27 protein-coding genes, 1 tRNA gene and 1 pseudogene are annotated in these 24,052 nt (G+C 66.5%); 17 read left to right on the top strand and 12 right to left on the bottom strand.

Annotated elements, in window-relative coordinates; translation table 11 throughout:
* Positions 1 to 19 precede the first annotated feature (19 nt).
* From RS901_RS03780 to RS901_RS03765, 4 genes and pseudogenes are all read left to right on the top strand, one after another.
* The gene (locus tag RS901_RS03780; protein ID WP_316151587.1) at positions 20 to 925 is read left to right on the top strand and encodes an ATP-binding protein; all 906 of its coding nucleotides are present in this window, start codon (positions 20 to 22) and stop codon (positions 923 to 925) included.
* The gene (locus RS901_RS03775) at positions 922 to 1,368 is read left to right on the top strand and encodes an NUDIX domain-containing protein (RefSeq protein ID WP_316151586.1); all 447 of its coding nucleotides are present in this window, start codon (positions 922 to 924) and stop codon (positions 1,366 to 1,368) included. Before RS901_RS03780 ends, RS901_RS03775 begins: the two co-directional genes overlap by 4 nt.
* 98 nt (positions 1,369 to 1,466) lie before the next feature.
* Positions 1,467 to 1,709 (top strand): annotated as a pseudogene (locus RS901_RS03770) (OPT/YSL family transporter); the annotation flags it as partial.
* Between the two features lie 14 nt (positions 1,710 to 1,723).
* A complete protein-coding gene (locus RS901_RS03765; RefSeq protein ID WP_316151585.1) occupies positions 1,724 to 1,900 on the top strand; it encodes a hypothetical protein in 177 nt (58 codons plus the stop codon).
* A 31-nt stretch (positions 1,901 to 1,931) separates the two neighbouring features.
* Here the strand turns inward: RS901_RS03765 and RS901_RS03760 are convergent, their stop codons facing one another.
* The 6 genes from RS901_RS03760 to pilB all read right to left on the bottom strand — a co-directional run bounded on the left by RS901_RS03760 (position 1,932) and on the right by pilB (position 7,781).
* Positions 1,932 to 2,120, bottom strand: a complete 189-nt coding sequence (locus RS901_RS03760) for a DNA gyrase inhibitor YacG (RefSeq protein WP_316151584.1) — start codon at positions 2,118 to 2,120, stop codon at positions 1,932 to 1,934.
* Positions 2,121 to 2,137: 17 nt separating this feature from the next.
* Positions 2,138 to 2,896: a cell division protein ZapD gene (gene zapD / locus RS901_RS03755; protein WP_035826777.1), complete on the bottom strand. Its 759-nt coding sequence runs from the start codon at positions 2,894 to 2,896 to the stop codon at positions 2,138 to 2,140.
* A gap of 209 nt (positions 2,897 to 3,105) precedes the next feature.
* Complete coding sequence (gene coaE, locus RS901_RS03750; protein WP_316151583.1) at positions 3,106 to 3,732, bottom strand: dephospho-CoA kinase; 627 nt, start codon at positions 3,730 to 3,732, stop codon at positions 3,106 to 3,108.
* 63 nt (positions 3,733 to 3,795) lie between these two features.
* Complete coding sequence (locus RS901_RS03745; RefSeq protein ID WP_316151582.1) at positions 3,796 to 4,710, bottom strand: A24 family peptidase; 915 nt, start codon at positions 4,708 to 4,710, stop codon at positions 3,796 to 3,798.
* Between the two features lie 3 nt (positions 4,711 to 4,713).
* Positions 4,714 to 5,985 carry a type II secretion system F family protein gene (locus RS901_RS03740; RefSeq protein WP_316151581.1) on the bottom strand — a complete coding sequence of 424 codons (1,272 nt, stop codon included), beginning with the start codon at positions 5,983 to 5,985 and terminating at the stop codon, positions 4,714 to 4,716.
* Positions 5,986 to 6,050: 65 nt separating this feature from the next.
* Positions 6,051 to 7,781 carry a type IV-A pilus assembly ATPase PilB gene (pilB, locus tag RS901_RS03735; RefSeq protein WP_114133588.1) on the bottom strand — a complete coding sequence of 577 codons (1,731 nt, stop codon included), beginning with the start codon at positions 7,779 to 7,781 and terminating at the stop codon, positions 6,051 to 6,053.
* Between the two features lie 420 nt (positions 7,782 to 8,201).
* Here pilB and RS901_RS03730 point away from each other — a divergent pair, with 420 nt between their 5' ends.
* On the top strand, positions 8,202 to 8,435 hold the full coding sequence (locus RS901_RS03730) for a type II toxin-antitoxin system RelE/ParE family toxin (protein ID WP_316151580.1): 234 nt from the start codon (positions 8,202 to 8,204) through the stop codon (positions 8,433 to 8,435).
* Positions 8,432 to 8,752, top strand: coding sequence for a helix-turn-helix domain-containing protein (locus RS901_RS03725; RefSeq protein ID WP_316151579.1), 321 nt, complete (start codon positions 8,432 to 8,434; stop codon positions 8,750 to 8,752). Before RS901_RS03730 ends, RS901_RS03725 begins: the two co-directional genes overlap by 4 nt.
* Positions 8,753 to 8,823: 71 nt before the next feature.
* Here the strand turns inward: RS901_RS03725 and RS901_RS03720 are convergent.
* Together RS901_RS03720 and ispB are read right to left on the bottom strand one after the other, a co-directional pair.
* Positions 8,824 to 8,900: transfer RNA gene (locus RS901_RS03720), tRNA-Pro, on the bottom strand.
* Between the two features lie 130 nt (positions 8,901 to 9,030).
* Entirely contained in the window at positions 9,031 to 9,960 is a 930-nt protein-coding gene (gene ispB / locus RS901_RS03715; protein WP_316153362.1) for an octaprenyl diphosphate synthase, read from the bottom strand.
* A 529-nt stretch (positions 9,961 to 10,489) separates the two neighbouring features.
* Between ispB and rplU the strand changes: the two genes are divergently transcribed.
* The 4 genes from rplU (at position 10,490) to proB (ending at position 13,548) form a co-directional block, all read left to right on the top strand.
* Complete coding sequence (rplU, locus tag RS901_RS03710) at positions 10,490 to 10,801, top strand: 50S ribosomal protein L21 (protein WP_006576525.1); 312 nt, start codon at positions 10,490 to 10,492, stop codon at positions 10,799 to 10,801.
* Between the two features lie 39 nt (positions 10,802 to 10,840).
* On the top strand, positions 10,841 to 11,101 hold the full coding sequence (rpmA, locus tag RS901_RS03705) for a 50S ribosomal protein L27 (protein ID WP_010814747.1): 261 nt from the start codon (positions 10,841 to 10,843) through the stop codon (positions 11,099 to 11,101).
* Between the two features lie 133 nt (positions 11,102 to 11,234).
* The gene (obgE, locus tag RS901_RS03700) at positions 11,235 to 12,332 is read left to right on the top strand and encodes a GTPase ObgE (protein WP_316151575.1); all 1,098 of its coding nucleotides are present in this window, start codon (positions 11,235 to 11,237) and stop codon (positions 12,330 to 12,332) included.
* A gap of 97 nt (positions 12,333 to 12,429) precedes the next feature.
* A complete protein-coding gene (gene proB, locus RS901_RS03695; protein ID WP_010814745.1) occupies positions 12,430 to 13,548 on the top strand; it encodes a glutamate 5-kinase in 1,119 nt (372 codons plus the stop codon).
* A gap of 90 nt (positions 13,549 to 13,638) precedes the next feature.
* Here proB and RS901_RS03690 read toward each other — a convergent pair whose 3' ends face one another.
* Together RS901_RS03690 and RS901_RS03685 are read right to left on the bottom strand one after the other, a co-directional pair.
* The gene (locus tag RS901_RS03690) at positions 13,639 to 14,220 is read right to left on the bottom strand and encodes a CNP1-like family protein (protein WP_316151574.1); all 582 of its coding nucleotides are present in this window, start codon (positions 14,218 to 14,220) and stop codon (positions 13,639 to 13,641) included.
* A complete protein-coding gene (locus tag RS901_RS03685) occupies positions 14,213 to 14,896 on the bottom strand; it encodes an RNA pyrophosphohydrolase (RefSeq protein ID WP_114133583.1) in 684 nt (227 codons plus the stop codon). The genes RS901_RS03690 and RS901_RS03685 overlap by 8 nt, the downstream gene beginning before the upstream one ends.
* Before the next feature lie 193 nt (positions 14,897 to 15,089).
* Between RS901_RS03685 and RS901_RS03680 the strand changes: the two genes are divergently transcribed.
* The 6 genes from RS901_RS03680 to RS901_RS03655 all read left to right on the top strand — a co-directional run bounded on the left by RS901_RS03680 (position 15,090) and on the right by RS901_RS03655 (position 20,941).
* On the top strand, positions 15,090 to 16,811 hold the full coding sequence (locus tag RS901_RS03680; RefSeq protein ID WP_316151572.1) for a proline--tRNA ligase: 1,722 nt from the start codon (positions 15,090 to 15,092) through the stop codon (positions 16,809 to 16,811).
* A gap of 5 nt (positions 16,812 to 16,816) precedes the next feature.
* The gene (locus RS901_RS03675) at positions 16,817 to 17,560 is read left to right on the top strand and encodes a lytic transglycosylase domain-containing protein (RefSeq protein ID WP_013958050.1); all 744 of its coding nucleotides are present in this window, start codon (positions 16,817 to 16,819) and stop codon (positions 17,558 to 17,560) included.
* The gene (locus RS901_RS03670) at positions 17,557 to 18,450 is read left to right on the top strand and encodes a 2OG-Fe(II) oxygenase (protein WP_316151571.1); all 894 of its coding nucleotides are present in this window, start codon (positions 17,557 to 17,559) and stop codon (positions 18,448 to 18,450) included. The genes RS901_RS03675 and RS901_RS03670 overlap by 4 nt, the downstream gene beginning before the upstream one ends.
* Complete coding sequence (locus RS901_RS03665; protein ID WP_316151570.1) at positions 18,447 to 19,277, top strand: AraC family transcriptional regulator; 831 nt, start codon at positions 18,447 to 18,449, stop codon at positions 19,275 to 19,277. Before RS901_RS03670 ends, RS901_RS03665 begins: the two co-directional genes overlap by 4 nt.
* A gap of 83 nt (positions 19,278 to 19,360) precedes the next feature.
* Positions 19,361 to 20,023 carry a LysE family translocator gene (locus tag RS901_RS03660; protein ID WP_316151569.1) on the top strand — a complete coding sequence of 221 codons (663 nt, stop codon included), beginning with the start codon at positions 19,361 to 19,363 and terminating at the stop codon, positions 20,021 to 20,023.
* A gap of 303 nt (positions 20,024 to 20,326) precedes the next feature.
* On the top strand, positions 20,327 to 20,941 hold the full coding sequence (locus RS901_RS03655; RefSeq protein WP_316151568.1) for a LysE family translocator: 615 nt from the start codon (positions 20,327 to 20,329) through the stop codon (positions 20,939 to 20,941).
* A 47-nt stretch (positions 20,942 to 20,988) separates the two neighbouring features.
* Here RS901_RS03655 and RS901_RS03650 read toward each other — a convergent pair whose 3' ends face one another.
* Positions 20,989 to 21,531, bottom strand: a complete 543-nt coding sequence (locus RS901_RS03650; RefSeq protein ID WP_013958044.1) for a hypoxanthine-guanine phosphoribosyltransferase — start codon at positions 21,529 to 21,531, stop codon at positions 20,989 to 20,991.
* A 54-nt stretch (positions 21,532 to 21,585) separates the two neighbouring features.
* Entirely contained in the window at positions 21,586 to 22,980 is a 1,395-nt protein-coding gene (ffh, locus tag RS901_RS03645; RefSeq protein ID WP_316151567.1) for a signal recognition particle protein, read from the bottom strand.
* Between the two features lie 132 nt (positions 22,981 to 23,112).
* On the opposite strand from ffh, the gene RS901_RS03640 reads away from it, so the two are divergent.
* Positions 23,113 to 24,051 carry a cytochrome C assembly family protein gene (locus tag RS901_RS03640; RefSeq protein ID WP_316151566.1) on the top strand — a complete coding sequence of 313 codons (939 nt, stop codon included), beginning with the start codon at positions 23,113 to 23,115 and terminating at the stop codon, positions 24,049 to 24,051.
* Position 24,052 lies beyond the last annotated feature (1 nt).

The following is a 24,052-nucleotide window of genomic DNA, read 5'->3' as shown; positions in this document are numbered from 1 at the left end:
CCCCCAGCGCGCCCCTGCCATGTCTGATCTTGCCGCCCGCCTCGACAACTTCCTCGCCCGACTCGAACAATGGCTGCCGCCGCAACTGAGCGACGCCGACTGGCAGGAGGCCGTGGCGTTCCGCTGGCGCAAGCGGCAGAGCCTGTTCGGCAATATCGGCTACCTGCAGCCGGTGCGCCAGCTGCCGCCGATCCACCTGGACGACCTGAAGAACATCGAGCGCCAGAAGGACGCCATCGTCGGCAATACGCGCCAGTTCGTGAGCAAGCTGCCGGCCAACAACGTGCTGCTGACCGGCGCGCGCGGCACCGGCAAGTCGTCGCTGATCAAGGCCTGCCTCAATGCCTTCGTCAAGGACGGGCTGCGGCTGGTTGAGGTGGACAAGGATGACCTGGGCGACCTCGGCGATATCGTCGAACTGGTTGCGCAGCGCCCCGAGCGCTTCGTGATCTTCTGCGACGACCTGTCGTTCGAAGAGGGCGAGTCGGGCTACAAGTCGCTCAAGTCGGCGCTGGACGGCTCGGTGGCGGCGCAGTCGGACAACGTGCTGATCTACGCCACCTCCAACCGCCGGCACCTGCTGCCGGAGTACATGAAAGACAACGAGACCTACCGCCACACCGACGATGGCGAGATCCATCCCGGCGAAGTGGTGGAAGAGAAAATCTCGCTGTCCGAACGCTTCGGGCTGTGGCTGTCGTTCTACCCGCCCAAGCAGGACGAATACCTGGCCATCGTCGGCCACTGGCTCAGGCACTTCGGCTGCACCGACGAGGACATCGCCGCGGCGCGCGGCGACGCGCTGGTGTGGGCGCTGGAGCGCGGCTCGCGCTCGGGCCGCGTGGCCTGGCAGTTTGCGCGCGACTGGGGCGGCAAGCATGGCAAGCCCTATATTGCCGATGTCGCCGGAGACGCCAAGGCATGAGCGCGGCCACGCAGAACCCCGCACAGACCGGCGGCAACCCGCCGCGCAAGGTGACCGAGGTGGCGGTCGGCGTGCTGGTGCAGCCCGACGGACGCTTCCTGCTGGCGCAGCGCCCGGCCGGCAAGCCCTACGAGGGCTACTGGGAATTCCCCGGCGGCAAGCTGGAGCCGGGCGAGTCGGTTGAGGCGGCGCTCGCCCGCGAGCTGCATGAAGAGCTGGGTCTTGATGTCACGCAATGCGAGCGTTGGCACATCCTGGAACATGACTACCCGCACGCCTATGTGCGGCTGTATTTCTGCAAAGTCACCGACTGGCGGGGCGACCCCGTCGGCCGTGAAGGCCAGGCCTTCTCGTGGCAGCGCACGCCGGTGACGGTGGGGCCGCTGCTGCCGGCCACCATTCCCGTGGTGGAGTGGCTGGCCGAGGAATCGGGCAACTGCTGACCCTGCCATTCCCGCTGTCGGACAAGCGGCCGCGGCGCCCGCTTGTGCGCCGCCAGGGCCTGACCAGGCAGGCCCTGATCCACAGGAAAGGAAGCTGCATGCTACGTGTCGATCGTATTGCCGACGACGTTTCCCTGCCCGAACTGACCCTGCGCGGCATCATCCTCGGTGCGCTGATCACGGTCGTGTTCACCGCCTCGAACATCTACCTGGGCCTGAAGGTCGGCCTGACCTTCTCGTCGGCGATCCCGGCGGCCGTGATCTCGATGGCCGTGCTGCGTCTCTTCCCCGGCGCCAACATCCTGGAAAACAACATGGTGCAGACGCAGGCCTCGGCCGCGGCTCGGGCCTGATCGTGGGGGAAAGCCTGGTCGGCGTGATGCTGGCCGCGGTGATCGGCCTGTCGGGCAAGGATGCGCCGCTGGCGCTGGTCGGGGCCGGGTTTGAAGCGACCGCGCAGTGGCTGGGCCTGGCGGTGTTCGCACTGGTGTGCGTGGGCTTCTACCGCCGCGTGCTGGCGGCGGCGCACTGAGCCACGGGGGGACGCTGAAGGCGAGGGTGCTTCAGTCGTCCTCGTCTTCAGGCTGGTCGGCGGCGGTCTCGCCCGGCTTGCCGCCGATCACGTATTTCTCGGACGCCCAGGCGCCGAGATCGATCTGCTTGCAGCGCTCGGAACAGAAGGGGCGGAATTTGTTCTCGGGCACCCAGGCCACCTCGGTGCCGCAGGTGGGGCATTTGACGACAGCAGGCATAGCGTTCAGCGCAGGCTTCAGAAATTGCAGAGTTTCAGCAGGAACGGGATATCCGCATCGACCGAGCGCGGACGCAGGTCGCCGTCCTGCTGCGTAAAGCGCACCCACAGCATGTACTTGTTGGCGCTCATCTCCGGGATAAACGCCAGCAGCGAATCATCCAGGTAGACCTGCATCAGCTGATAGCTGCGTCCGGACAACATCTGCTGGTAGCTGCCGCCGGTGGCGATCACCTTGCCGCTCTGGCCGGCTTCGCGCAGCAGGCGCAGCACGATGGTGGTGCCCATGCGCAGCGACAGCAGCGGACGTACCCATTTCAGGATATCGGCGCGGCGGTCTTCGGCGGGGCGGTGCTGCCAGGCATAGTAGGCCGGCAGGTCGAACTCGCAGGTGCCGCCGGGGATGATCGCGCGGCTGCGGATGCTGGTCAGCCACTCGTTGTCGGCCAGCAGCTGGCCAGCCTTGCCCACGGTCTGGTTGAGCATGGCGATGCCTTGCTCGATCTCGCCGATGATGGCGTCCAGCGCCTCCTGGTCGATCTGAGGGCTGGCACGCAGCGGTGCCAGTGCCTGGCGCTGGCGTTCCAGTTCCTTGATCAGGTCGGTCTTGAGGTCGGCACGGCCGGCCACGTCGATGATCTCGAACAGCGTGGTCAGCGCGACATGATGCTGGTGGGCATGATCCTGGCCGAGAAAGTATTCCAGCCGATCGAACAGGTCCTCCAGGCGCAGGAGTGTCCTGATGCGTTCGTTGAAAGGGTATTCGTACAGAATCAAGTGCAATGTCCGTGCAGGGCGTCGGGCGCTTTCGGGAGCGGCCCGGTGCAGAATGAGGCCCGGGAAATGCCGGAAGGGGCGATATATGGCAGGCGGTTACCGGCAGTATGCGGTGATTTCCCCGCATATTCCAGCGCATTCTATGCGAGACAAGGGCCGAGGACAATGTCGCGTGCGTGATGCCATGCGCTGGCGCGCCGGGTTGCGCGTTATGGATGGACCCTGGCCGCCGCCGACAGTTCACGATAGTAGCGGTCGAGCCGGTCGACCTGGTCCACCAGTGCCTCCACCGGGCCGTCGTTGTCGATGACGTCGTCGGCACATGCCAGGCGCGCGGCGCGAGTGGCCTGTCTGGCCATGATGGCCTGCACCTGCTCGCGGCTGAAGCCGTTGCGCCCCATCACGCGCGCCACCTGGGTGGCCTCGGTGCAGTCCACCACCAGCACGCGGCCCACGCGCTCGCGCCATGAGCCCGATTCCACCAGCAGCGGCACCACGTAGATCAGGTAGGGATGCTCGCCGGCATCGCGGATCGCGTGGGCGCGCTCGGTGGTCAGCGCACGGATCAGCGGGTGAGTGATGGCTTCAAGCCGCGCCTTGGCTGCAGGGTCGGCAAACACCAGTGCGCGCATCGCGTCGCGGTCCATGGCGCCGTCGGGGCGCAGGCAGGCCGGGCCGAAGGCCTCGACCAGCGCGGGGATGGCGCGCCCGCCCGGGGCGGTGATCTCGTGCGCGAGCAGGTCTGTGTCGATGATCGCGGCACCGCGCGCGGCAAACATGTCGGCCACGCGGGTCTTGCCGCTGCCGATGCCGCCGGTCAGTCCGATTTCCAGCATGTGAGGCTCTGTTGACGATGTTGCCGCAACGATACCAGCTTCAGCGGATATCGTCGGACACCGTCATGGCCATGCAAACAGCGGCAGCACGCCGGGGCCGAACAGCAGCACCACCACGCCGGCGAGCGCGATGAAAGGCCCGAACGGGAAGGGCGTGTCGCGTTCCTGGCGGCGCAGCGCAATATTGGCCAGCCCGAACAGCACGCCGACCACCGACGACAGCAGCACCAGCGCCGGCAGCGCCTGCCAGCCGAACCAGGCGCCCAGCGCCGCCATCAGCTTGAAGTCGCCAAAGCCCATGCCTTCCTTGCCGCGCACGAGCCGGAACAGCCAGTAGGCCGTCCACAGCACCAGGTAGCCGGCAGCCGCGCCAATCACGGCGTCGGGCAGCGCCACGAACACGCCGCCCAGGTTCAGCAGCAGGCCCAGCCATAGCAGCGGCAGGGTGATCTGGTCCGGCAGCAGTTGCGTATCGGCATCGATCATGGTCAGCGCCAGCAGCGCCCACACCAGCACCAGCGCGGCCAGGGCCTGTCCGCCGGGGCCGAAGCGCCACGCCGCCAGCGCGCTCAGCACGCCACAGGCCAGCTCGACCAGCGGATAGCGCACACTGATCGGCGCCTTGCATGCCGAGCAGCGCCCGCGCAGGAACAGGTAGCTCAGCACCGGCACGTTCTCCCAGGGTGCAATCGCGTGGCCGCAATGCGGGCAGGCCGAGCGCGGCACCATCAGGTTGTAGCGGCCGGGGTAGGGCAGCGGGTCGCCGCGCAGCTCGGCGATATAGTTGGCCTCGTCGCGCTCCATCATGCGCGGCATCCGGTGGATGACCACGTTGAGGAAGCTGCCGACCACCAGCCCGAGCAGCGCCGCGGCAGCCACCAGAAAGGCCGGCGGCAGCGCCGCCAGTGCCTCGACCAGCGGCGCGCCACCGGTGGAGGCCGACGAAGGGTAGGGAGAAGCAGACCACGCAGACAACATCGCTTACACCACCTGTCCCAGCTTGAAGATCGGCAGGTACATCGCCACCACCATGCCGCCGATCAGCACACCCAGCACCACGATAATCAGCGGCTCGATCAGGCTGGAGATCGCGGCCACGGCATCGTCGACCTCGCGCTCGTAGAACTCGGCCACCTTCAGCAGCATGTTGTCCAGCGCGCCGGACTCCTCACCGATCTGCGTCATCTGCAGCACCATGTTGTCGAACACATGGGTGGCCTGCATCGCGTTGGTCAGGCTGGTGCCGATGCGCACCGATTGCTCGATCTCGCGCGTGGCGTCGTAGTAGACCCAGTTGCCGGCCGCGCCGGCCACGGACTCCATCGACTCCACCAGCGGCGTGCCGGCGGCGAACATGGTGGCCAGCGTGCGCGTCCAGCGCGCGATCACGGCCTTGCGGAACAGGCTGCCGAAGATCGGCAGCGTCAGCAGCGCGCGGTCGGTGACGCGCTGCACCTTCTCCGATTTCTTCAGCGCGCGCAGGTAGAAGGAGATGCCGGCCACCGGCACCCCGATCACCAGGTACCAGTACTGGACAAAGAAGTCCGAGATGGCGATCACCAGCAGCGTCGGCGCCGGCAGGTTGGCGCCGAAGCTGGAGAACACGCCCTTGAACGCCGGGATCACGAACAGCATCAGGATCACGGTCACGGCAAAGGCCACCGTCAGCACCGCGATCGGGTAGATCATCGCCGACTTGATCTGGCCTTTCAGCGCGATGGTCTTTTCCATATAGAGCGACAGGCGCTCCAGCAGCGAATCCAGGATACCGCCCTGTTCGCCGGCATCGATCAGGTTGCAGTACAGCGTATCGAAGTACTTCGGATGGCGCCGGAATGCCGCGGCCATGCTGCTGCCGGCCTCGATGTCGAAGCGGATGTCAGACAGCAGCTGGGTGAAGTTGGGGTTCACGTGCCCGCGCGCGATGATGTCGATCGACTGCAGCAGCGGAATGCCGGCCTTGAGCATGGTCGACAGCTGCCGGGTGAAGTAGGCAATGTCCTTCTCGGTGATCTTGCGCCCGCGCGCGGCCTTGCGCTTCTTCAGCTTGACGATGGTCAGGCCCTGCTTGCGCAGCGTGGCGGTGACCTCCGCCTGGTTCTCGGCGCGCAGCTCGCCGGTGAAGGTCTTGCCCTTGCGGTCCTTGCCTTCCCACTCAAAGATGTACTGGGTGGGTGCCTTGCGCCCCTTCCCTGATTTCGCCCTTGACGGTGCCGCCGTCCGGGCGCCCGCCGCTGGTGCACGCGTCGCCATGATATTGACCCCCGATGTAAATGACGCTTGTTCTGCGTCTTGTATTTACGTTGTGTCCTGCTTCCCTAAGTATTCGTTGTCGCCAGCACTTCTTCGAGTGACGTGACGCCCTGCTTCACCTTCAGCAGCCCCGCTTCGCGCAACGATAGCACGCCATCCTTGCGCGCCTGCTCGGCGATCTGCAGTGCCGTGCCGTGCGTCAGGATGATCTCCTGCATGGCCTCGGTGATCGGCATGACCTGGTAGATGCCGCAGCGGCCCTTATAGCCGGTGCCGTTGCAGCGCTCGCAGCCGACCGGGTGGTAGGGCTGCCAGCTGCCGTCCAGGTCTTGTTCGCGGAAGCCCGCCTCAAGCAGCGCCTCGCGCGGGATCTCGCCCTCGCCCTCGCGCTTGCAGGTGCACAGCCGCCGCGCCAGTCGCTGCGCGGTGATCATCAGCACGCTCGACGCAATATTGAAGGCCGCCACGCCCATGTTCATCAACCGCGTCAGCGTGGTCGGCGCATCGTTGGTGTGCAGCGTCGACAACACCAGGTGGCCGGTCTGCGCGGCCTTGATCGAGATGTCGGCGGTTTCCAGGTCGCGGATTTCGCCGACCATGATGATGTCCGGGTCCTGCCGCAGGAACGAACGCAGGGCCGCGGCAAAGGTCAGGCCCGCCTTGTCGTTGACGTTGACCTGGTTGATGCCTGGCAGCTGGATTTCGGCCGGGTCTTCCGCGGTGGAGATATTGATGTCGCCCTGGTTCAGCAGGTTCAGGAAGGTGTACAGCGACACCGTCTTGCCGCTGCCGGTGGGGCCGGTCACCAGCACCATGCCGTAGGGGCGCTTGATCACGTCCAGCAGCAGCGCCTTCTGCTCGGGCTCATAGCCGAGCTGGTCGATGTCGAGCTTGTCGGACGAAGATTCCAGAATCCGCATCACGATCTTCTCGCCGAACAGCGTCGGCAGCGTCGACACGCGGAAATCCACTGCCCGCTCGACCGTCTCCTTGGCGTCCTTGTCCTTGGGCAGGGCAATCAGCAGCTTCATGCGGCCGTCCTGCGGCACGCGCTTTTCAGAAATATCCAGGCGCGACAGCACCTTGATGCGGGTGGCGATCTTGTCGCGGATATCCAGCGGCGGGCGTGCAACCTCCTGCAGCACCCCGTCCACGCGGAAGCGGATGCGGTAGAAGGTCTCGAACGGTTCGAAGTGCAGGTCGGACGCGCCGCGGTGGAAGGCCTCGGTCAGCAGCTTCTGCAGGAAGCGCACCACCGGGGCGTCGTCGATATTGTCGGCGGTGGTGCGGTTGCGCTGGTTGCCGGCCGCGGCCACCGGATCGTATTCGATCATCTTGCGCTCGGCCTGCACCGGCGAGATGTTCTTGAGCGTGCCCAGGGCCTCGCCGGCGGAGCGCACGTGCTTCATCAGCTTGTCGTGCTCGACCACCACCGCTTCGACCGGCAGCTTGTACTTTTCCTTGATCGCATCCAGCCCGGCCTGGTTGGACGGGTCGGACATTGCCAGCACCAGCCGGTTCTCGCGCCGGCCCAGCGGCAGCAGCCGGTGCGCGTGGAATTCGCGGTTGCCGGCCAGCGCCGGCGGCACCTTGGTCAGGTTGTACTGGGCCAGGTCCAGCAGCGGCAGCTGGTACTTGTCCGCGGCAAACAGCGCCAGGTCGTGCGCGCTCATGGTGCCGCTGCCGACGATCTCGTCGATCAGCTGCGACTGCTTTTCACGCGCGGCCTGCTCCAGCTGAGCAAGCAGGGCGGGCGCGATACGCCGGCTCTGGGCCAGGGCAAGACCGAGTGTCATGGCAGGTGCGCTGTGCGGTGCGGTTAGGCGGTGGCGGATGCCACGCAGGCGGGGGCGGACGGACCCACGTCCCCGGATCGGGGCAGTTTGCCGCCGGGGTCACTTTTTGTAAAGCTGACGCGGGCGTGGTGTTGGCGTTTGCGCGACACGGGCGCAACCCTACTTGCGCGGGGAAGAAGGGGCGTTTCAGGCTGCTTCCTTGCGCGCGGGGTGTGTCCTTTTGAGAGAAATCCCTGTCCCCGCCCATGTTTCCATTGGCCTTTTCACAACCGAAGATGCCACGCCGTCTTGATCTGATATAGCATCAAAGATGCGTGCATAACATGGCATGAAGCCAATTTACAAGAAGCCCTTCGTGCAGTTCGTCAAGAAGGCACACAAGCCGTTGCGGCTGGCGATCGAGGATGAAGTGGAGGTGGTGTGCGCAGATCCTGGCGTCGGGGAGCCAAGGTTGGTGATCTGGCCGGGATCGGGGTCCACAAATTCAAGTTCAACCGGCAGGAATACCTGATCGCCTACCGGCGGCCGCGACCCGGGCAGCAGGCAGCAGGCGTGGACCTTGAAATACTATGGATCGACTTCTACAAGGTGGGCTCGCACGAGAGCTTCTACGACGAGCTCAAGCAGTACCTGAGGGCAGAGAGAAAGGGATGACCATCATGACCGCAGAAGACCTGATGAAGGCCGTCAGCAAGATGCCCGCGCAGGAGCGCGTCAAGTTCTTCACGCTGGTGGGCGAGCAGGCTTTCAAGGACGAGAACTTCTCGCACGAGGAGGTCTTTGGCCACCTCGCTGAAGCAGACTTCACCGCCGCGGAGGCGGCCGAATACCTTGAAGTTTCAATTGCCACCTTCCGGCGGCTGGTGCGCGACGGCAAGCTGGCGCCTCATGCGGAAGTGGGGCGTAGCCAGCTGTTTTCCGCGGCCGACCTGAAGGCATTCAAGCGTCAGCGCAAGGCGATCAAGGGATGAGTTGCCGGAGGGCGGGAGGGGCAGAAAGACAAAAGGCCGAACCAACTGACGTTGATTCGGCCTTTTAAATCTGGTCGGGGTGAGAGGATTCGAACCTCCGGCCTCTACGTCCCGAACGTAGCGCTCTACCAGGCTAAGCTACACCCCGATTTGGTTTGCTGGCAAACGTCTGACCGTCTGCAGCAAAGAAGGTAAGTTTAGCAGCGTTTTTTGGGGAATGGAAGAGGGCGAGGAAAATCGCGGTTCAGCCCGCTTCCGCCGCCTTCCCCGCGGTTGCGTCAGGACTGCCGTTGCAAAGAGAACGCGCAGAGCTGGATCAGGGTTTCCTTCAGTTCCGACGGCGGGAACTGCCGTGCCGCTTGTTCGGCGGCTTCAGCCTCGCGCCGTGCGGCTTCGAAGGTGACCTCCAGCGCGCCACTCGCGTGGATCGCGGCGAACACGGCGTCGAAATGCTCGGTGCCGCCTTGCACGATGGCGTCGCGCGCCAGCTGGCGCTGCTCGGGCGTGCCGTGCTCCAGCAGGTGCAGCAGGGGCAGGGTGGGCTTGCCTTCGCGCAGGTCGTCGCCGGCGTTCTTGCCCATCTGCTCGGCGCTGGCGGTGTAGTCCAGCATGTCGTCGATCAGCTGGAAGGCGGTGCCGATGCGGCGGCCATACTCTGCCGCGGCTTCTTCCATCTGGGCGTCGGCGCCGGCCAGCACGGCGCCGAGCTGCGCGGCGGCCTCGAACAGCTTCGCGGTCTTGTAGCGGATCACCTGCAGGTAGCGCTCGACGGTGACGTCGGGGTCGTGCATGTTCAGCAGCTGCAGGACCTCGCCCTCGGCGATCACGTTGGTCGCGTTGGACAGGATCTCCATGATGCGCATGCTGCCGGCATCGACCATCATCTGGAACGCGCGCGAATAAAGGAAGTCGCCCACCAGCACGCTGGCGGCGTTGCCGAACACGGCATTGGCGGTATCACGCCCGCGCCGCAGCTCGGACTCGTCGACCACATCGTCGTGCAGCAGGGTGGCGGTGTGGATGAACTCCACCACGGCGGCCAGCTCATGGTGGCGATTGCCGTCGTAGCCCATCGCGCGCGCCGTCAGCAGCAGGATCACCGGGCGCAGGCGCTTGCCGCCGGCGCCGATGATGTATTCGCCGATCTGCTCGATCAGGGGGACTTCAGAAGACAGCCGCTGGCGGATAACAGCATCGACCGCGCGCATGTCTGCAGCGACCGGGGCAAGCAAGGCAGTGGCGGAAGGCTGGGACAAGATGATCACCGTTACGCAAAACCGGACGATTATATGCGATGCGCGTGGCGTTCTACGTATGGGGCGCTTCTAAAGATTCGCGCTCAGGTATGCGCTCAGGGTGCTCGCAAGGCGCGCATCTATAATGCAGCCATGAACAAGTTCGTTCCTCGCCGCCACCTGCGCCGCACCGCCCTTTGGGTGGCGTTTGCGGCGCTGGCGGGATTCCTGCTCGCCGACCTGACCTGAGCCAGGACGCGGTTCCATTGTGGCGATGCCGCCGCACACAGGCTATGTGCCTGTTTTCTTTGCGCTTTTCTCTGATCTCGTTTACAATTCCCGGTTTCCTCCGGTAGCTGCGCTCGCTTTGCGGGTTCTGGCCGGCGGGAGATAACCGGGCCGCAGTGAGCCCATCCAGGCGCCAGGCCGTGCAATTGACCGGCCGCGCAGGATGCGCCAGTGCCGGCATACGGCGTTTTATTCACATCCGAGAGGTTCGACAATGTACGCGGTCGTAAAAACCGGCGGCAAGCAATACAAGGTTGCTGCTGGCGAAAAACTGAAAGTAGAACAGATACCGGCAGACATTGGCGCAGAAATCACGCTCGACCAGGTGCTCGCAGTGGGCGCCGGCGACCAAATCAAGTTTGGTACGCCGCTGGTTAGCGGGGCTTCCGTCAAGGCTACCGTTATCTCCCAAGGTCGTCACGACAAAGTGAAGATCTTCAAGATGCGCCGTCGCAAGCACTACCAGAAGCGTCAAGGCCATCGTCAGAATTACACCGAACTGCGCATCGAAGCGATCGTTGCCTGATCGATCGAGCGTAACCAGGTAAAGCGACAGGAGTAAGACATGGCACAGAAAAAAGGCGGCGGTTCCACGCGGAACGGCCGTGATTCCGAATCGAAGCGTCTGGGCGTGAAGGTGTTTGGTGGCCAGGCCATCAACGCCGGCGGCATCATCATCCGCCAGCGCGGTACCCGCGTGCATGCCGGCGACAACGTCGGCGTGGGCAAGGACCACACGCTGTTTGCCCTGGTGGACGGCCACGTGCAGTTCGCCGTCAAGGGCCCTGCCAAGAAGCAGCAAGTCAGCGTCGTTCCGGCGGCCTGATAACAGCCTTTGCAGGATGAAGGCCCCGCAACGCTTGCGGGGCCTTTTCTTTTCTGGCGACAATGTCAGTTCGCCAGCCCGGTTGGAGGCTTCCAGCCGCTGATCCGCCGATCCATCACGGAAACCCATCATCATGAAGTTCATAGACGAAGCCCGAATCGAAGCCATCGCCGGCAACGGCGGCAATGGCAGCGCCTCGTTCCGGCGCGAGAAGTTTGTGCCCTTCGGCGGCCCGGATGGTGGCGATGGCGGCCGCGGCGGCAGCGTGTTCGCCGTGGCGGACCGCAATATCAATACCCTGATCGACTTCCGCTACGCCAGGAAGCACGTGGCCCGCAACGGCGAGAATGGCCGCGGCTCCGACTGCTACGGCGCCGCCGGCGAGGACATCACGCTGCGCATGCCGGTGGGCACGCTGATCACCGACATGGACACCGGCGAAGTCATCGCCGACCTGACCGAGCACGGCCAGCGCGTGTGCCTGGCCGAAGGCGGCATGGGCGGCTGGGGCAACCTGCATTTCAAGTCCAGTACCAACCGCGCGCCGCGCCAGCAGGTGGATGGCAGGCCGGGCGAGCGCCGCATGCTCAAGCTCGAGCTCAAGGTGCTGGCCGACGTCGGCCTGCTGGGCATGCCCAACGCCGGCAAGTCGACCTTTATCTCGCATATCTCCAACGCGCGCCCGAAGGTGGCGGACTATCCGTTCACCACGCTGCACCCGAACCTGGGCGTGGTGCGCGTGGACCATGAGCAATCGTTCGTGGTCGCCGACATTCCCGGCCTGATCGAAGGCGCCGCCGAGGGCGCGGGCCTGGGCCACCAGTTCCTGCGTCACCTGCAGCGCACCGGCCTGCTGCTGCATATCGTCGACCTGGCGCCGTTCGACGAGGCAGTCGACCCGGTGGCTGAGGCCAAGGCCATCGTCAACGAGCTGAAGAAGTACGACGAAACCCTGTACGACAAGCCGCGCTGGCTGGTGCTGAACAAGCTCGACGTGGTTCCCGAGGAAGAGCGCGCCACCCGCGTGAAGGATTTCATCAAGCGCTACAAGTGGAAGGGGCCGGTGTTCCAGATTTCGGCGCTGACCGGCGAAGGCTGCCGCGAGCTGATCTACTCGATCAAGGACCACCTGCTGGCGATCAAGGCCGCAGAGGCCGCGGCGCTGGCCGAGCCGGACATCCGCCTGGACGAGCGGCTGCACAACGTCGACCAGGGGCAGGGCGAGGCATAAGCCGGGGCCGCCGCCGGCGCCCCACCACAGAAGAATACCCACGGACAATTCGGGCGCGGCGCCCGCCGCCGGCTGCCCGGGAGACAGGATTCCCGCCATGCAATCGGTCATCGCGCAGGCAAAGCGCATCGTCGTCAAAGTCGGCTCCAGCCTGGTCACCAACGACGGCAAGGGGCTGGATCACGACGCCATCGCCCGCTGGGCGGCCCAGATCGCCAAGCTGCGCGTGGCTGGCAAGGAAGTGGTGCTGGTCAGCTCCGGCGCCATCGCCGAAGGCATGCAGCGCCTGGGCTGGGTGCGCCGCCCGAAGGAAATCCATGAGCTGCAGGCCGCCGCCGCCGTCGGCCAGATGGGCCTGGCGCAGGTCTATGAAAGCCAGTTCGGCCGCTACGGCATCCGGACCGCGCAGGTGCTGCTGACTCACGCCGACCTGGCCGACCGCGAACGCTACCTCAACGCCCGCTCGACCCTGCTCACGCTGCTGTCCCTGGGCGTGGTGCCGATCATCAACGAGAATGACACCGTGGTCACCGACGAAATCAAGTTCGGCGACAACGACACGCTGGGCGCGCTGGTGACCAACCTGATCGAAGGCGACGCGCTGGTGATCCTGACCGACCAGCGCGGCCTGTACACCGCCGATCCGCGCAAGGACCCGGCCGCGCAGTTCGTGGACGAGGCCCTGGCCGGCACCCCGGAGCTGGAAGCCATGGCCGGCGGCGCCGGCACGTCGATCGGGCGCGGCGGCATGCTGACCAAGATCCTGGCGGCCAAGCGCGCGGCCAAGTCCGGTGCCCACACCACCATCGCCTCCGGGCGCGAGGCCAACGTGCTGGAGCGACTGGCCGCGGGCGAGGCCATCGGCACCCAGCTGCTGGCGCCGACCGGACGGCTCACGGCGCGCAAGCAATGGATGGCCGACCACCTGCAGCTGCGCGGCCGGGTCGTGATAGACAACGGCGCGGTCGAGAAGCTCACCAGCGGCGGCAAGTCGCTGCTGCCGATCGGCGTGACGGAAGTGCAGGGCGAGTTCGCCCGTGGCGAGGTGATCGCATGCGTCGACGCGCAGGGCAAGGAGGTGGCGCGCGGCATCACCAACTATTCCAGTGCCGAGGCGCGGCTGATCGCGCGCAAGCCCTCGTCCGAGATCGAGTCCGTGCTGGGGCACCTGAACGAGCCCGAACTGATCCATCGCGACAACCTGGTGCTGGTCTGACCCGGCATCCCGGCGCAAAGGCCCGGCGCAAATGAAAACGGCGGGGCTGCCAGGCAGTCCCGCCGTTTTTTCATGTCGACGCTGTGCGCTTCAGCGCTTGCGCGGCGCGCGCGATTGCAGGTCGCGCACGATGGCGTCGGCGGTGCCGGCCACGGTACGGCCCTCGCAGAAGAAATCGATCGCCAGCGTGGCGGCGTAGGCATTGCGTACGCCAGTCTCCATGCGGTGCCAGGTCTCGCCGTAGTCGCTGCTGTTGGGCACCCATTCCGTCGCGCCCTTGGGCAGCGTGGCGTAGAGCTTGCGCTCGAACGCATCGCAGCGCAGGCCTTCGAAGGTCACGTTGCGCGCGCCGCTCTGGCTGGTGGTGACGACCGTGTAGCGCACCACGTTGTCCTTGCCGACCGAGACCGACTTGCCGTCCACCGCGAACGACAGCGAGCCGGTACCCGACACCGTGAACGGGATCAGGTTGGCGTCCTGCGGCGGCGCCGGCAGCATGGCCTTGGCCTCATCAAAGGTCTTGGCCCCGAACGGGTTGATCCAGGTGCTTTCTTCCTCCGCCATTTCCTTGCCGGTGGTCTTGCAGCCGGCCAGCGCAAGGCTGGCCGCGGCAATCAGCATTCCGGCAGCGGTCAGGCCGCCGCGGCGGCCCAAGCCGGTGAAACTAGTCATCAGTGCTCCGTGAGGTGGAAACCGGCGTTGCCGGTGAATCGTGCTCTGTCGCGTGCTCGGCCTCGGCATTGCAGTCGGCGTCGGCCTGCTGCGCCTGCTGGGCGCGGCTGAGCGCCTGGCTGCGTGGCCCGCCGTGGCGGCCATGTATGCCCTGGGGGCCGTGCGTCCCGTGTGTGCCATAGGGGCTCAGCGGCACACGCGCGTGCCGGTTCAGGAAGCGTGACAACTCCGTCAGCGCCAGCTGGTAGACATCGCGCTTGAACTCGATCACCGCCTCCAGCGGCACCCAGTAATGACTCCAACGCCAGGCGTCGAACTCAGGGTGCTCGGTGGCACGCAGGTGGATATCACAGTCCCTGCCGGCCATGCGCAGCAGGAACCAGATTTGTTTCTGGCCCTTGTAGTGGCCGCGGATCTCGCGGCGGATGAACTTGTCCGGCACCTCGTAACGCAGCCAGTCGCGCGTGCGACCGACGATCCTGACGTGCTCCGGAAGCAGGCCGATTTCCTCATGCAGTTCGCGGTACATGGCCTGTTCAGGCGTTTCGCCGTACTTGATGCCACCTTGCGGGAACTGCCAGGAGTGTTCGCCGATTCGCTTGCCCCAGAAAACCTCGTTTCGTGCGTTGAGGAGGATGATGCCGACGTTCGGGCGAAAGCCTTCACGATCGAGCATGACTGCACCTCGAATCCTTTAGAATTACGCTGATTATAAAGGAAGCGCGCAGCCGGGCCCGGACCGGGGGATGCTGGTTTTCCCCGAGCGGAAGGGCAGTTTCAGGCGCGTGCACACAATTCAGCGCCGCCGGCCCCCCGGATTTTGCCGGGACGGATTTTCCCGAACCCGGCGGCCCAGAGAGAAATTACGGATGAAAGCCTCGCAATTCTTCATTTCCACCCTCAAGGAAGCGCCCGCCGACGCGGAAATCGTTTCGCACAAGCTGATGATGCGCGCCGGCATGATCAAGAAGCTGGGTGCCGGCATCTACAACTACATGCCGATCGGGCTGCGCGTGATCCGCAAGGCGGAGAACATCGTCCGCGAGGAAATGAACCGCGCCGGCGCGGTGGAGCTGTCCATGCCGGTGATCCAGCCGGCCGAGCTGTGGCAGGAAACCGGCCGCTGGGACAAGATGGGCCCCGAGCTGCTGCGCCTGAAGGACCGCCATGAGCGCGACTTCGCGGTCCAGCCGACCTCGGAAGAGGTGGTGACCGACATCGCCCGCTCGGAAATCCGCAGCTACAAGCAGCTGCCGGTCAATTTCTACCAGATCCAGACCAAGTTCCGCGACGAGCGCCGGCCGCGCTTCGGCATCATGCGCGGGCGCGAGTTCACCATGAAGGATGCCTATTCCTTCGACCGCGACACGGACGGCCTGCGCAAGTCGTACGAGAACATGTACGACACCTACGTGCGCATCTTCCGCCGCTTTGGCCTGGAATTCCGCGCCGTGGCGGCCGACAACGGCGCCATCGGCGGCTCGGGCTCGCATGAGTTCCATGTGATCGCCGAGACCGGCGAGGACTCCATCGTCTACTGCCCGACCTCGGACTACGCCGCCAACATGGAGGCCGCCGAGGCGCTGCCGCTACTGGCCGAGCGCGCCGCGCCCAAGGAAGACCTGGTCAAGACCTTCACCCCGGAAAAGGTCAAGTGCGAGCAGGTGGCGGAATTCCTGAACATCCCGCTGGAGCGCAACGTCAAGTCCATCGTGCTGGCCAAGGACACCGAAGCCGGCGCCGAGATCTGGCTGCTGCTGATCCGCGCCGACCACGAACTGAACGAGGTCAAGGCGTCCAAGGTGCCGGGCCTGGCCGACTTCCGTTTTGCCACCGAGAACGAGATCGTCGACGCCTTCGGCTCGCCGCCGGGCTACCTGGGCCCGATCGACATGAAGAAGCCGGTCAAGGTGGTGGCCGACCGCACCGTCGCCAACATGAGCGACTTTGTCTGCGGCGCCAACTATCGCGACTACCACTACACCGGCGTCAACTGGGGCCGCGACCTGCCCGAGCCGGTCGTGGCCGACCTGCGCAACGTGGTGGCCGGCGACGCCTCGCCGGACGGCCAGGGCACGCTGGAAATCTGCCGCGGCATCGAGGTGGGCCACGTGTTCATGCTCGGCACGCGCTATTCCGAGTCCATGAACGCCACCTTCCTGGACGAGAACGGCAAGACCCAGCCGATGCAGATGGGCTGCTACGGCATCGGCGTCACCCGTATCCTGGGCGCGGCGATCGAGCAGAACTTCGATGAGCGCGGCATCATCTGGCCGGCCGCGATCGCGCCGTTCGCGGTGGTGATCTGCCCGGTCGGCTACGACCGCTCCGAAGCCGTCAAGGCCGAGGCTGACCGCATCCATGCCGAGCTGCTGGCCGCCGGCGTGGACGTCATCCTGGACGACCGCGGCGAGCGCCCGGGCGTGATGTTTGCCGACTGGGAGCTGATCGGCGTGCCGCACCGCGTGGTGGTGGGCGACCGCGGCCTGAAGGAAGGCAAGGTCGAGTACCAGGGCCGGCGCGACGCGCAGGCCACCGCCGTCAGCGTGGCCGATGTGGTCGGCCACGTGCGCAGCCAGCTGGCGAACTGAGCCCCATGCGCGCCGCCCGCGGCATGACCGACGCCGCCCGCCGCTGCGCGGGCGGGCTGCTGCTGGCCCTGGCGGCCATGGCAGCCCACGCCGGCGCGCAAAAGGAAGAAGACCTGGCCGATTCCGTGCGTGGCGCGCTGGCCGCCGCCATTGCCGATGACCGGCCCACGCGGCCGGTGTTTGCGTCCGGTGGCGAGCGCCTGGCCTACCTGAAATGGCTGGGCGAGATGTCCGCCCGCCTGGCCTCGCGCATCCCCGAGCCACAGGTGCGTGTGGAGCTGATCGAAGTGGCCTACTACGAGGCCAAGCGCGCCGGGCTGGAGCCCGCGCTGGTGCTGGGCCTGGTCCAGGTCGAAAGCAACTTCCGCAAGTACGCGATCAGCTCGGCCGGTGCGCGCGGGCTGATGCAGGTGATGCCGTTCTGGGTGCGCGCCATCGGCGACAGCGACCCGCGCAAGCTGTTTCACCTGCAGAGCAACCTGCGTTACGGCTGCACCATCCTGCGCTACTACCTGGACCGCGAGCAGGGCGACCTGTACCTGGCGCTGGGCCGCTACAACGGCAGCCGCGGCCGCCCCGAGTACCCCAACGCGGTGCTGGCGGCGTGGAAGCGCTGGCAGTATTCCGAAGCCACGGTCACCGTGGCCGGCGATCCCGAGATCGCACCGTCGCGCCCGCGCGCACCGGTGTCCGAGCCGCCAGCCCGCAACCCGTTCTCGTCGCAACGCGTCGCCGCCAATCCGTCATGATCCGCGAAGCCTCCGTTGCCGGCGGCAAGACCGGCTACACCGAATCCTCGCCCGAACTTGAACAATGGCTGGCCCGGCATATCGCCCAAGGCTTTGCCGCCGATGCGCTGGTGCTGTCGATGCTGCGCTCGGGCTATGACCACGCCTTTGCGCGCCGGGCCGTGGCCGCGGCCTTTGCACAAGACGCCGATGGTGCCGCGCCGGCCAGGCCCGCGCCGGCCCGCCCTGCCGCCACCGCCGGCACGCCCGCGGTCTATGCGGCCGATGGCGGCGACCGCCAGGTCCCGATCCTGTTCCGGCTGGCGTCGCCGCAGGTCCAGCTGTTCCAGCAACTGCTGACCGACGACGAGTGCGATGCCCTGGTGGCGCTGTCGCGCGGCCGCCTGGCGCGCTCGCCGGTGGTCAACCCCGATACCGGCGACGAGAACCTGATCGATGCCCGCACCAGCATGGGCGCGATGTTCCAGGTGGCCGAGCATGCCCTGATCGCGCGCATCGAGGCGCGCATCGCCGCCGTCACCGGCGTGCCCGCCGAGCACGGCGAAGGCCTGCAGATCCTCAACTACAAGCCCGGTGGCGAGTACCAGCCGCACTTCGACTACTTCAACCCGCAGCGCCCGGGCGAGGCGCGGCAGCTGTCCGTTGGCGGGCAGCGCATCGCCACCCTGGTGATCTACCTGAACACGCCCGAGGCGGGCGGCGCCACCGCGTTCCCGCGCGTGGGGCTGGAGGTGGCGCCGGTCAAGGGCAACGCGGTGTACTTCAGCTACCTGCTGCCCGACGGCACGCTGGATGAACGCACGCTGCACGCCGGCCTGCCGGTGGCATCCGGCGAAAAGTGGATCGCCACCAAATGGCTGCGCGAACGGCCGTACCGCAGCGAGCGTTGAGCCGCCCCAGGGCCACGCCGGGTGCCACCCGCTGGTGGGCCGATCCGGCGCTGCCGTTTGCCGAAAGCCGGCGCGCCAGCCACAGCAGCGCCAGCTACCTGGCGCATGCCCATCCCACCCTGTCAGTCGGCGCCGTCGACAGCGGCACCAGCCGCTTTGCCTGCGGCGACGATGCGGCGCTGATCGGCCCCGGCGCGGTGGTGGTGATCCCGGCAGGCCAGGTGCATGCCTGCAATCCGGTGCCGGACGGGCGCTGGAGCTACCAGATGCTGCATTTCGATCCGGCGTGGGTCGCCTCGGTGCTGGATGAGGACGGCGCCGCGCGGACCGGGCTGCCGGCGTGCGTGACGCAGTCGCAGCCGGCCTACCAGCTGGTCTGCGGGTTGAACCGCACGCTGTTCTCGGCCGCGGACAGCCTGGAAAAAGAGGCCGCGCTGGTCGCCTTCATCGGCGACCTGCATGCCGCCATCGATACCGGCGTGGCCATGCAGACAATGCCGGCGCCCGCTGCCGTCTCGGCACGGGTGGCGCAGTTGTGCGACCTGCTGCGCGCGCGCCATGCCGAACGGCTGCCGCTGGCTGAACTGGCGCGCGCCTGCGGCCTGAGCCGCTACCACCTGATCCGTGCCTTCCGCGCCGAGACCGGCATGACGCCGCACGCCTACCAGATCGATCTTCGCATCCAGCACGGGCGGCGCCTGCTGCGGCAGGGCGCGGCGCTGGCCGAGGTGGCGCTGGCGCTGGGCTTTGCCGACCAGAGCCACTTCCAGCGCGCCTTCAAGCAGCGCGTGGCCATGACGCCGCGCGGCTACCAGCGCGCTGCCTGACCCGGCCTGCCGCCACAGCAACTTTCTTCAAGACCGCTCACATACCGGCGCACGACACTGCGGACTCTTCACGGAGGGTCGGCATGGACATGGCTTTCGATCTCGGCACGCGGGCGCTGCCCTGGCAGCAGTTCGCCATGGTGGCCGGCGCGCATGCACTGGCGCTGCTCAGTCCGGGCCCGGATTTTTTCCTGGTGGTGCGCAGCGCGCTGGTGCACGGACCGCGGCGCGCCAGCGGCGTATGCCTGGGCATCGCACTTGGCAATGGCGTCTTTATCGCCCTGGCGCTGGCCGGGTTTGCCGCGATGCGCGACTATCCGCTGCTATTCGCGGCATTGCAGTGGACGGGCTGCGCCTACCTCGCATGGCTGGGCTGGCGGCTGCTGCGCGCCAGCGGCGAGCTGGCCATTCCCGCGGCGGACGGCTCCACGCGCGCCGCACCCGCGCCGTGGCTCACCCAGCTGGCCAGCGGCTTCCTTTCCGCCGTCCTGAATCCGAAGAACGGGCTGTTCTATGCCAGCCTGTTCTCGGTGCTGGCCGCCAGCCGCACGCCGCCCGCGGTGCAGCTCGCCTACGGCGCATGGATGTTTGCGGTGGTCCTGGGCTGGGACCTGCTGGTGGCGTATGGCATCGGGCATCCGGCGGTGGCGGCCCGCTTCGGGCGCTCGGTGCGGTGGGTGGAGCGGCTGACCGGCGCGGTCCTGTGGCTGCTGGCGCTGGCCGTGGCCTGGCACGCCGCCCGCTGAGCGTCACGGCGGCTCCGGTGCGGCGCCGTGGCGCAGCGTGCGTCGCAGCGCCTCGTCGTCCAGCCGCTGCATGCCGTGCAGCCAGTTGCCGAGCAGCGCCGCTGCGCGTGGCCGGGTTTGCGTCGGCCAATGCCGCGTTTGCCGGCAAGGACAGCTATCAGGAGTGGATTTTGGTCCACAGGCCGGAGGGAAACTAAGGATCCCCTGTATCGGCCTATTTCTGAAAAATTGTACCGGTACTGTACCGTTGACTGACCGTAGACTGATTTCCCTGAAAGCCTATGTACGCCCCTGGAGTCAGTCATGGAAGTTTCTCAACTCGCCGCCGGAACCGGTGTCTTTGCCGCGTTTGCCGGGTTTGCACTGGTGTCGTCGATCACCCCCGGTCCCAACAACACGATGCTGCTCGCCTCGGGCGTGAACTTCGGCTTCTTGCGCACGGTGCCGCACCTGCTCGGCGTCAGCATTGGCTTTGCGCTGATGGTGGGGCTGGTCGGGCTGGGGCTGGGTTCGCTGTTCCACGCCTTCCCGTGGACCTGGCAGGTGCTGCGCGTGGTGGCGACGGTCTACCTGGTGTGGCTGGCGTGGAAGCTGGCGACCGGCGGCGGTGTGCAGGACCAGCAGGTGGCGCGGCCGATGGGCTTCTGGGCCGCGGCGGCGTTCCAGTGGGTCAATCCCAAGGCGTGGGTGATGGCGGTGGGCGCGTGCAGCACCTATGTGCTGCACGGCAACCTGTGGTTCAACGTGCTGCTGCTGTCGGGGATCTTCGGGGTGGTCAACCTGCCCAGCGTGGCGATGTGGGCGCTGTGCGGCTCGGCGCTGCGGCGCTGGCTGGCGCACCCGCGGGTGCTGCGCGCCTTCAATATCGGCATGGCCGTGCTGCTGCTGGCCTCGCTGTGGCCGATCCTGGGCGCCTGAGGATGGCGCCGGGGCAGGCACCCTGGCGGGTGCCTGTATTCAACTGATCAAACCAGCGCGCGGATCGAGTCCAGGTTGCGCCAGTAGCCCTTGGCGTCCATGCCACAGCCAAAGACATAGCGGTCCGGGACGGCAAAGCCGCAGAAATCCGGATGCATGGGCTTGATCTTGGTCAGCGTCTTCTCGCAAAGCACCGCGGCGTGGAATTCCCTGGCGCCCATGTCCATGATGCGTTCGCGGATGGCGGCCATGGTCTCGCCTTCATCCAGGATGTCGTCCAGCACCAGCACCACGCGGTCCTTGACCGACTCGCGCGGGGCCACGCGCCACTGCATCTCGCCGCCCACGGTCTTGTTGTTGTAGCGCGAGAGGTGGATGTAGTCGAACTCCAGCGGGAAGGCCAGCTTGGGCAGCAGCATGCCGGTGAAGACCACCGCGCCGCCCATCACCGACAGCACCAGCGGGAAGGCATCGCCCATCTTGGCGGTGATTTCCGTGGCCATGCGGTCCAGCGACGCCTGGACTTCCGCGGCGGAGACAATTTCTTCGGAGTTGGCCCACAGCTCGCGGGCCTGTACGGCGCTCATCATGATGTCTTTCCTGTTCTTTTGCGGGGGAGGCAAGTCGGGTTGCGCAGACGGATTCTAGCGGTTGAAGAGGCCCTTCATGCCGCCCTTCATCGCGCCCATCTGGCGCATCATCTTCATCATGCCGCCGCCCTTGAGCTTTTTCATCATGGACTGCATCTGGTCGAACTGGTTGAGCAGGCGGTTCACTTCCTGCACCGGCACGCCGGCGCCCGCGGCAATGCGGCGCTTGCGGCTGGCCTTGATCAGTTCGGGCTTGGCGCGCTCGGTGGGCGTCATGCTGTTGATGATGCCTTCCATGCGGGCCACCTGCTTCTCGGCCTGGTCCATGTTGGCGCCCTGCGCCTGCTGGGCGAACTGCGCCGGCAGCTTGTCGACCAGGCTGCCCAGGCCGCCCATCTTCTTCATCTGGCCGATCTGCGCCTTGAAGTCTTCCAGGTCGAAGTCACCGGTCTTCTTGATCTTCTTGGCCAGCTTCTCGGCCGCTTCCATGTCCACGCCGCGCTGGGCTTCCTCGACCAGCGCGAGGATGTCGCCCATGCCCAGGATGCGCTGGGCCATGCGGTCGGGGTAGAAGGGCTCCAGGCCGTCCAGCTTTTCGCCGACGCCGACAAACTTGATCGGGCGGCCGGTGATATGGCGCACCGACAGTGCCGCGCCGCCGCGCGCATCGCCGTCCAGCTTGGTCAGCACCACGCCGGTCAGCGGCAGGGTGTCGTTGAAGGCCTTGGCGGTGTTGACGGCATCCTGGCCCAGCATGGCGTCGACCACGAACAGGGTTTCGGCGGGCTTGAGCTCCGCGTGCAGCGCGGCGATTTCCTGCATCATCAGCTCGTCGATACCCAGCCGGCCGGCCGTGTCGACGATCAGCACATCGTGGTAGTGCTTGCGCGCCCAGTCCACCGCCGCGCGGGCGATGTCCGCCGGCTTCTGGTCCGGCTGCGACGGGAAGAAGTCAGCGCCGACTTGCTCGGAAACCGTCTTCAGCTGGGCGATAGCGGCGGGGCGGTAGACGTCGCACGAGACCGTCAGCACCTTCTTCTTTTTGTTTTCCTTGAGCCACTTGGCCAGCTTGCCCACGGTGGTGGTCTTGCCGGCGCCCTGCAGGCCGGCCATCAGGATGATGGCGGGCGGCTGCACGGCCAGGTTCAGCTCGGCTTCCTTGTTGTTGCCGCTGGCCGCGTCGGTGCCGCCGATCACGGCGGTCAGCTCGCGCTGGACCACGCCGACCAGGGCCTGGCCCGGGGTGAGGCTGCTGACAACCTCCTCGCCCATGGCCTTTTCCTTCACGCGGGCAACGAATTCGCGCACGACCGGCAGCGCCACGTCGGCTTCGAGCATGGCAAGGCGCACTTCGCGCAGCATCTCGGCGGTGTTGGCCTCGGTCAGGCGCGCCTCGCCGCGCATGGTCTTGACCACACGCGCCAGGCGTTGAGTGAGATTGTCCAGCATGGCAGGAATCGGGGGAGAAGTCGGAGCAGGGCTCGGGGCTGAAATTCGGAGGCAGTCCGGCACACGGGGCGGGCCTGGAACACCGGTTCAACCGGCCGCCACCGTCCGTGGGCACTAAGGTAAACTGCGTAAATGGTCATTGTACTGTATGCCCTGACGGCACTTCTCTATTGCGGCCTGGCCTATCACGGCTGGGCCACGCGCCATCCACGCGTTGCCACCGCTGCCGGCCAGGCAGGGGGGGCGACCTCGGGCGTGCTGGTGGCCGGCGGTGGCCCCATCCCCCCGGCGGGCGGCGCGCACGGCGAAGGGCGCCCGGCCTGGTGGCACGTGCTGATGCTGGCGGCGCTGGCCAGCCACGGCTTGCTGCTGCATGAAACCATCTTCCCGGCCGAGCGCATGATGTTCGGCTTTGCCTTTGCGCTGTCGGCCATGCTGTGGCTGGGCGTGGGCATCTACTGGATAGAGAGCTTCTTCTTCTCGCTGGCGGGCCTGGGCCTGATCGTGATCCCGGTGGCGCTGGTGGCCAGCCTGATGCCGCTGGCCTTCCCCGGCTCGCAGATCCTGGGCTACGCGGCGCGGCCGCTGTTCAAGCTGCATTTCATCATCGCCAACGTGGCCTACGGGTTGTTCACGCTGGCGGCCTTCCACGCCTTCCTGATGCTGCTGGCCGAACGGCGCCTGCATGGCTTCCGGCACGCGCCGGCGCGGCCGCCGGAGCAGCAACCCAGCGAATGGCTGGGCCGCTGGCTTGACCTGCTGCCGCCGCTGCTGACGCTGGAGAAGCTGCTGTTCCGGCTGATCGGCGCCGGCTTTGTGCTGCTGACGCTGACCATTGCCTCGGGCCTGCTGTTCTCCGAAGAGCTGTTCGGACGCGCCTTCCGGCTGGACCACAAGACGGTGTTCGCGCTGATCTCGTGGGCCATGTTCGGCGGCATCCTGGCCGGGCGCATCTTCCGCGGCTGGCGCGGCAAGGTGGCGCTGCGCTGGGTCATCGCCTCGTTCGGCATCCTGCTGCTGGCCTATGTCGGCAGCCGTTTCGTGATTGAAGTCGTCCTGCATCGTCTCTGAT

It is taken from the genome of Cupriavidus sp. BIC8F, from assembly GCF_032465815.1.
Taxonomy (GTDB): Bacteria; Pseudomonadota; Gammaproteobacteria; order Burkholderiales; family Burkholderiaceae; genus Cupriavidus; species Cupriavidus necator.
This window is presented reverse-complemented; position numbering and strand designations above follow the sequence as displayed.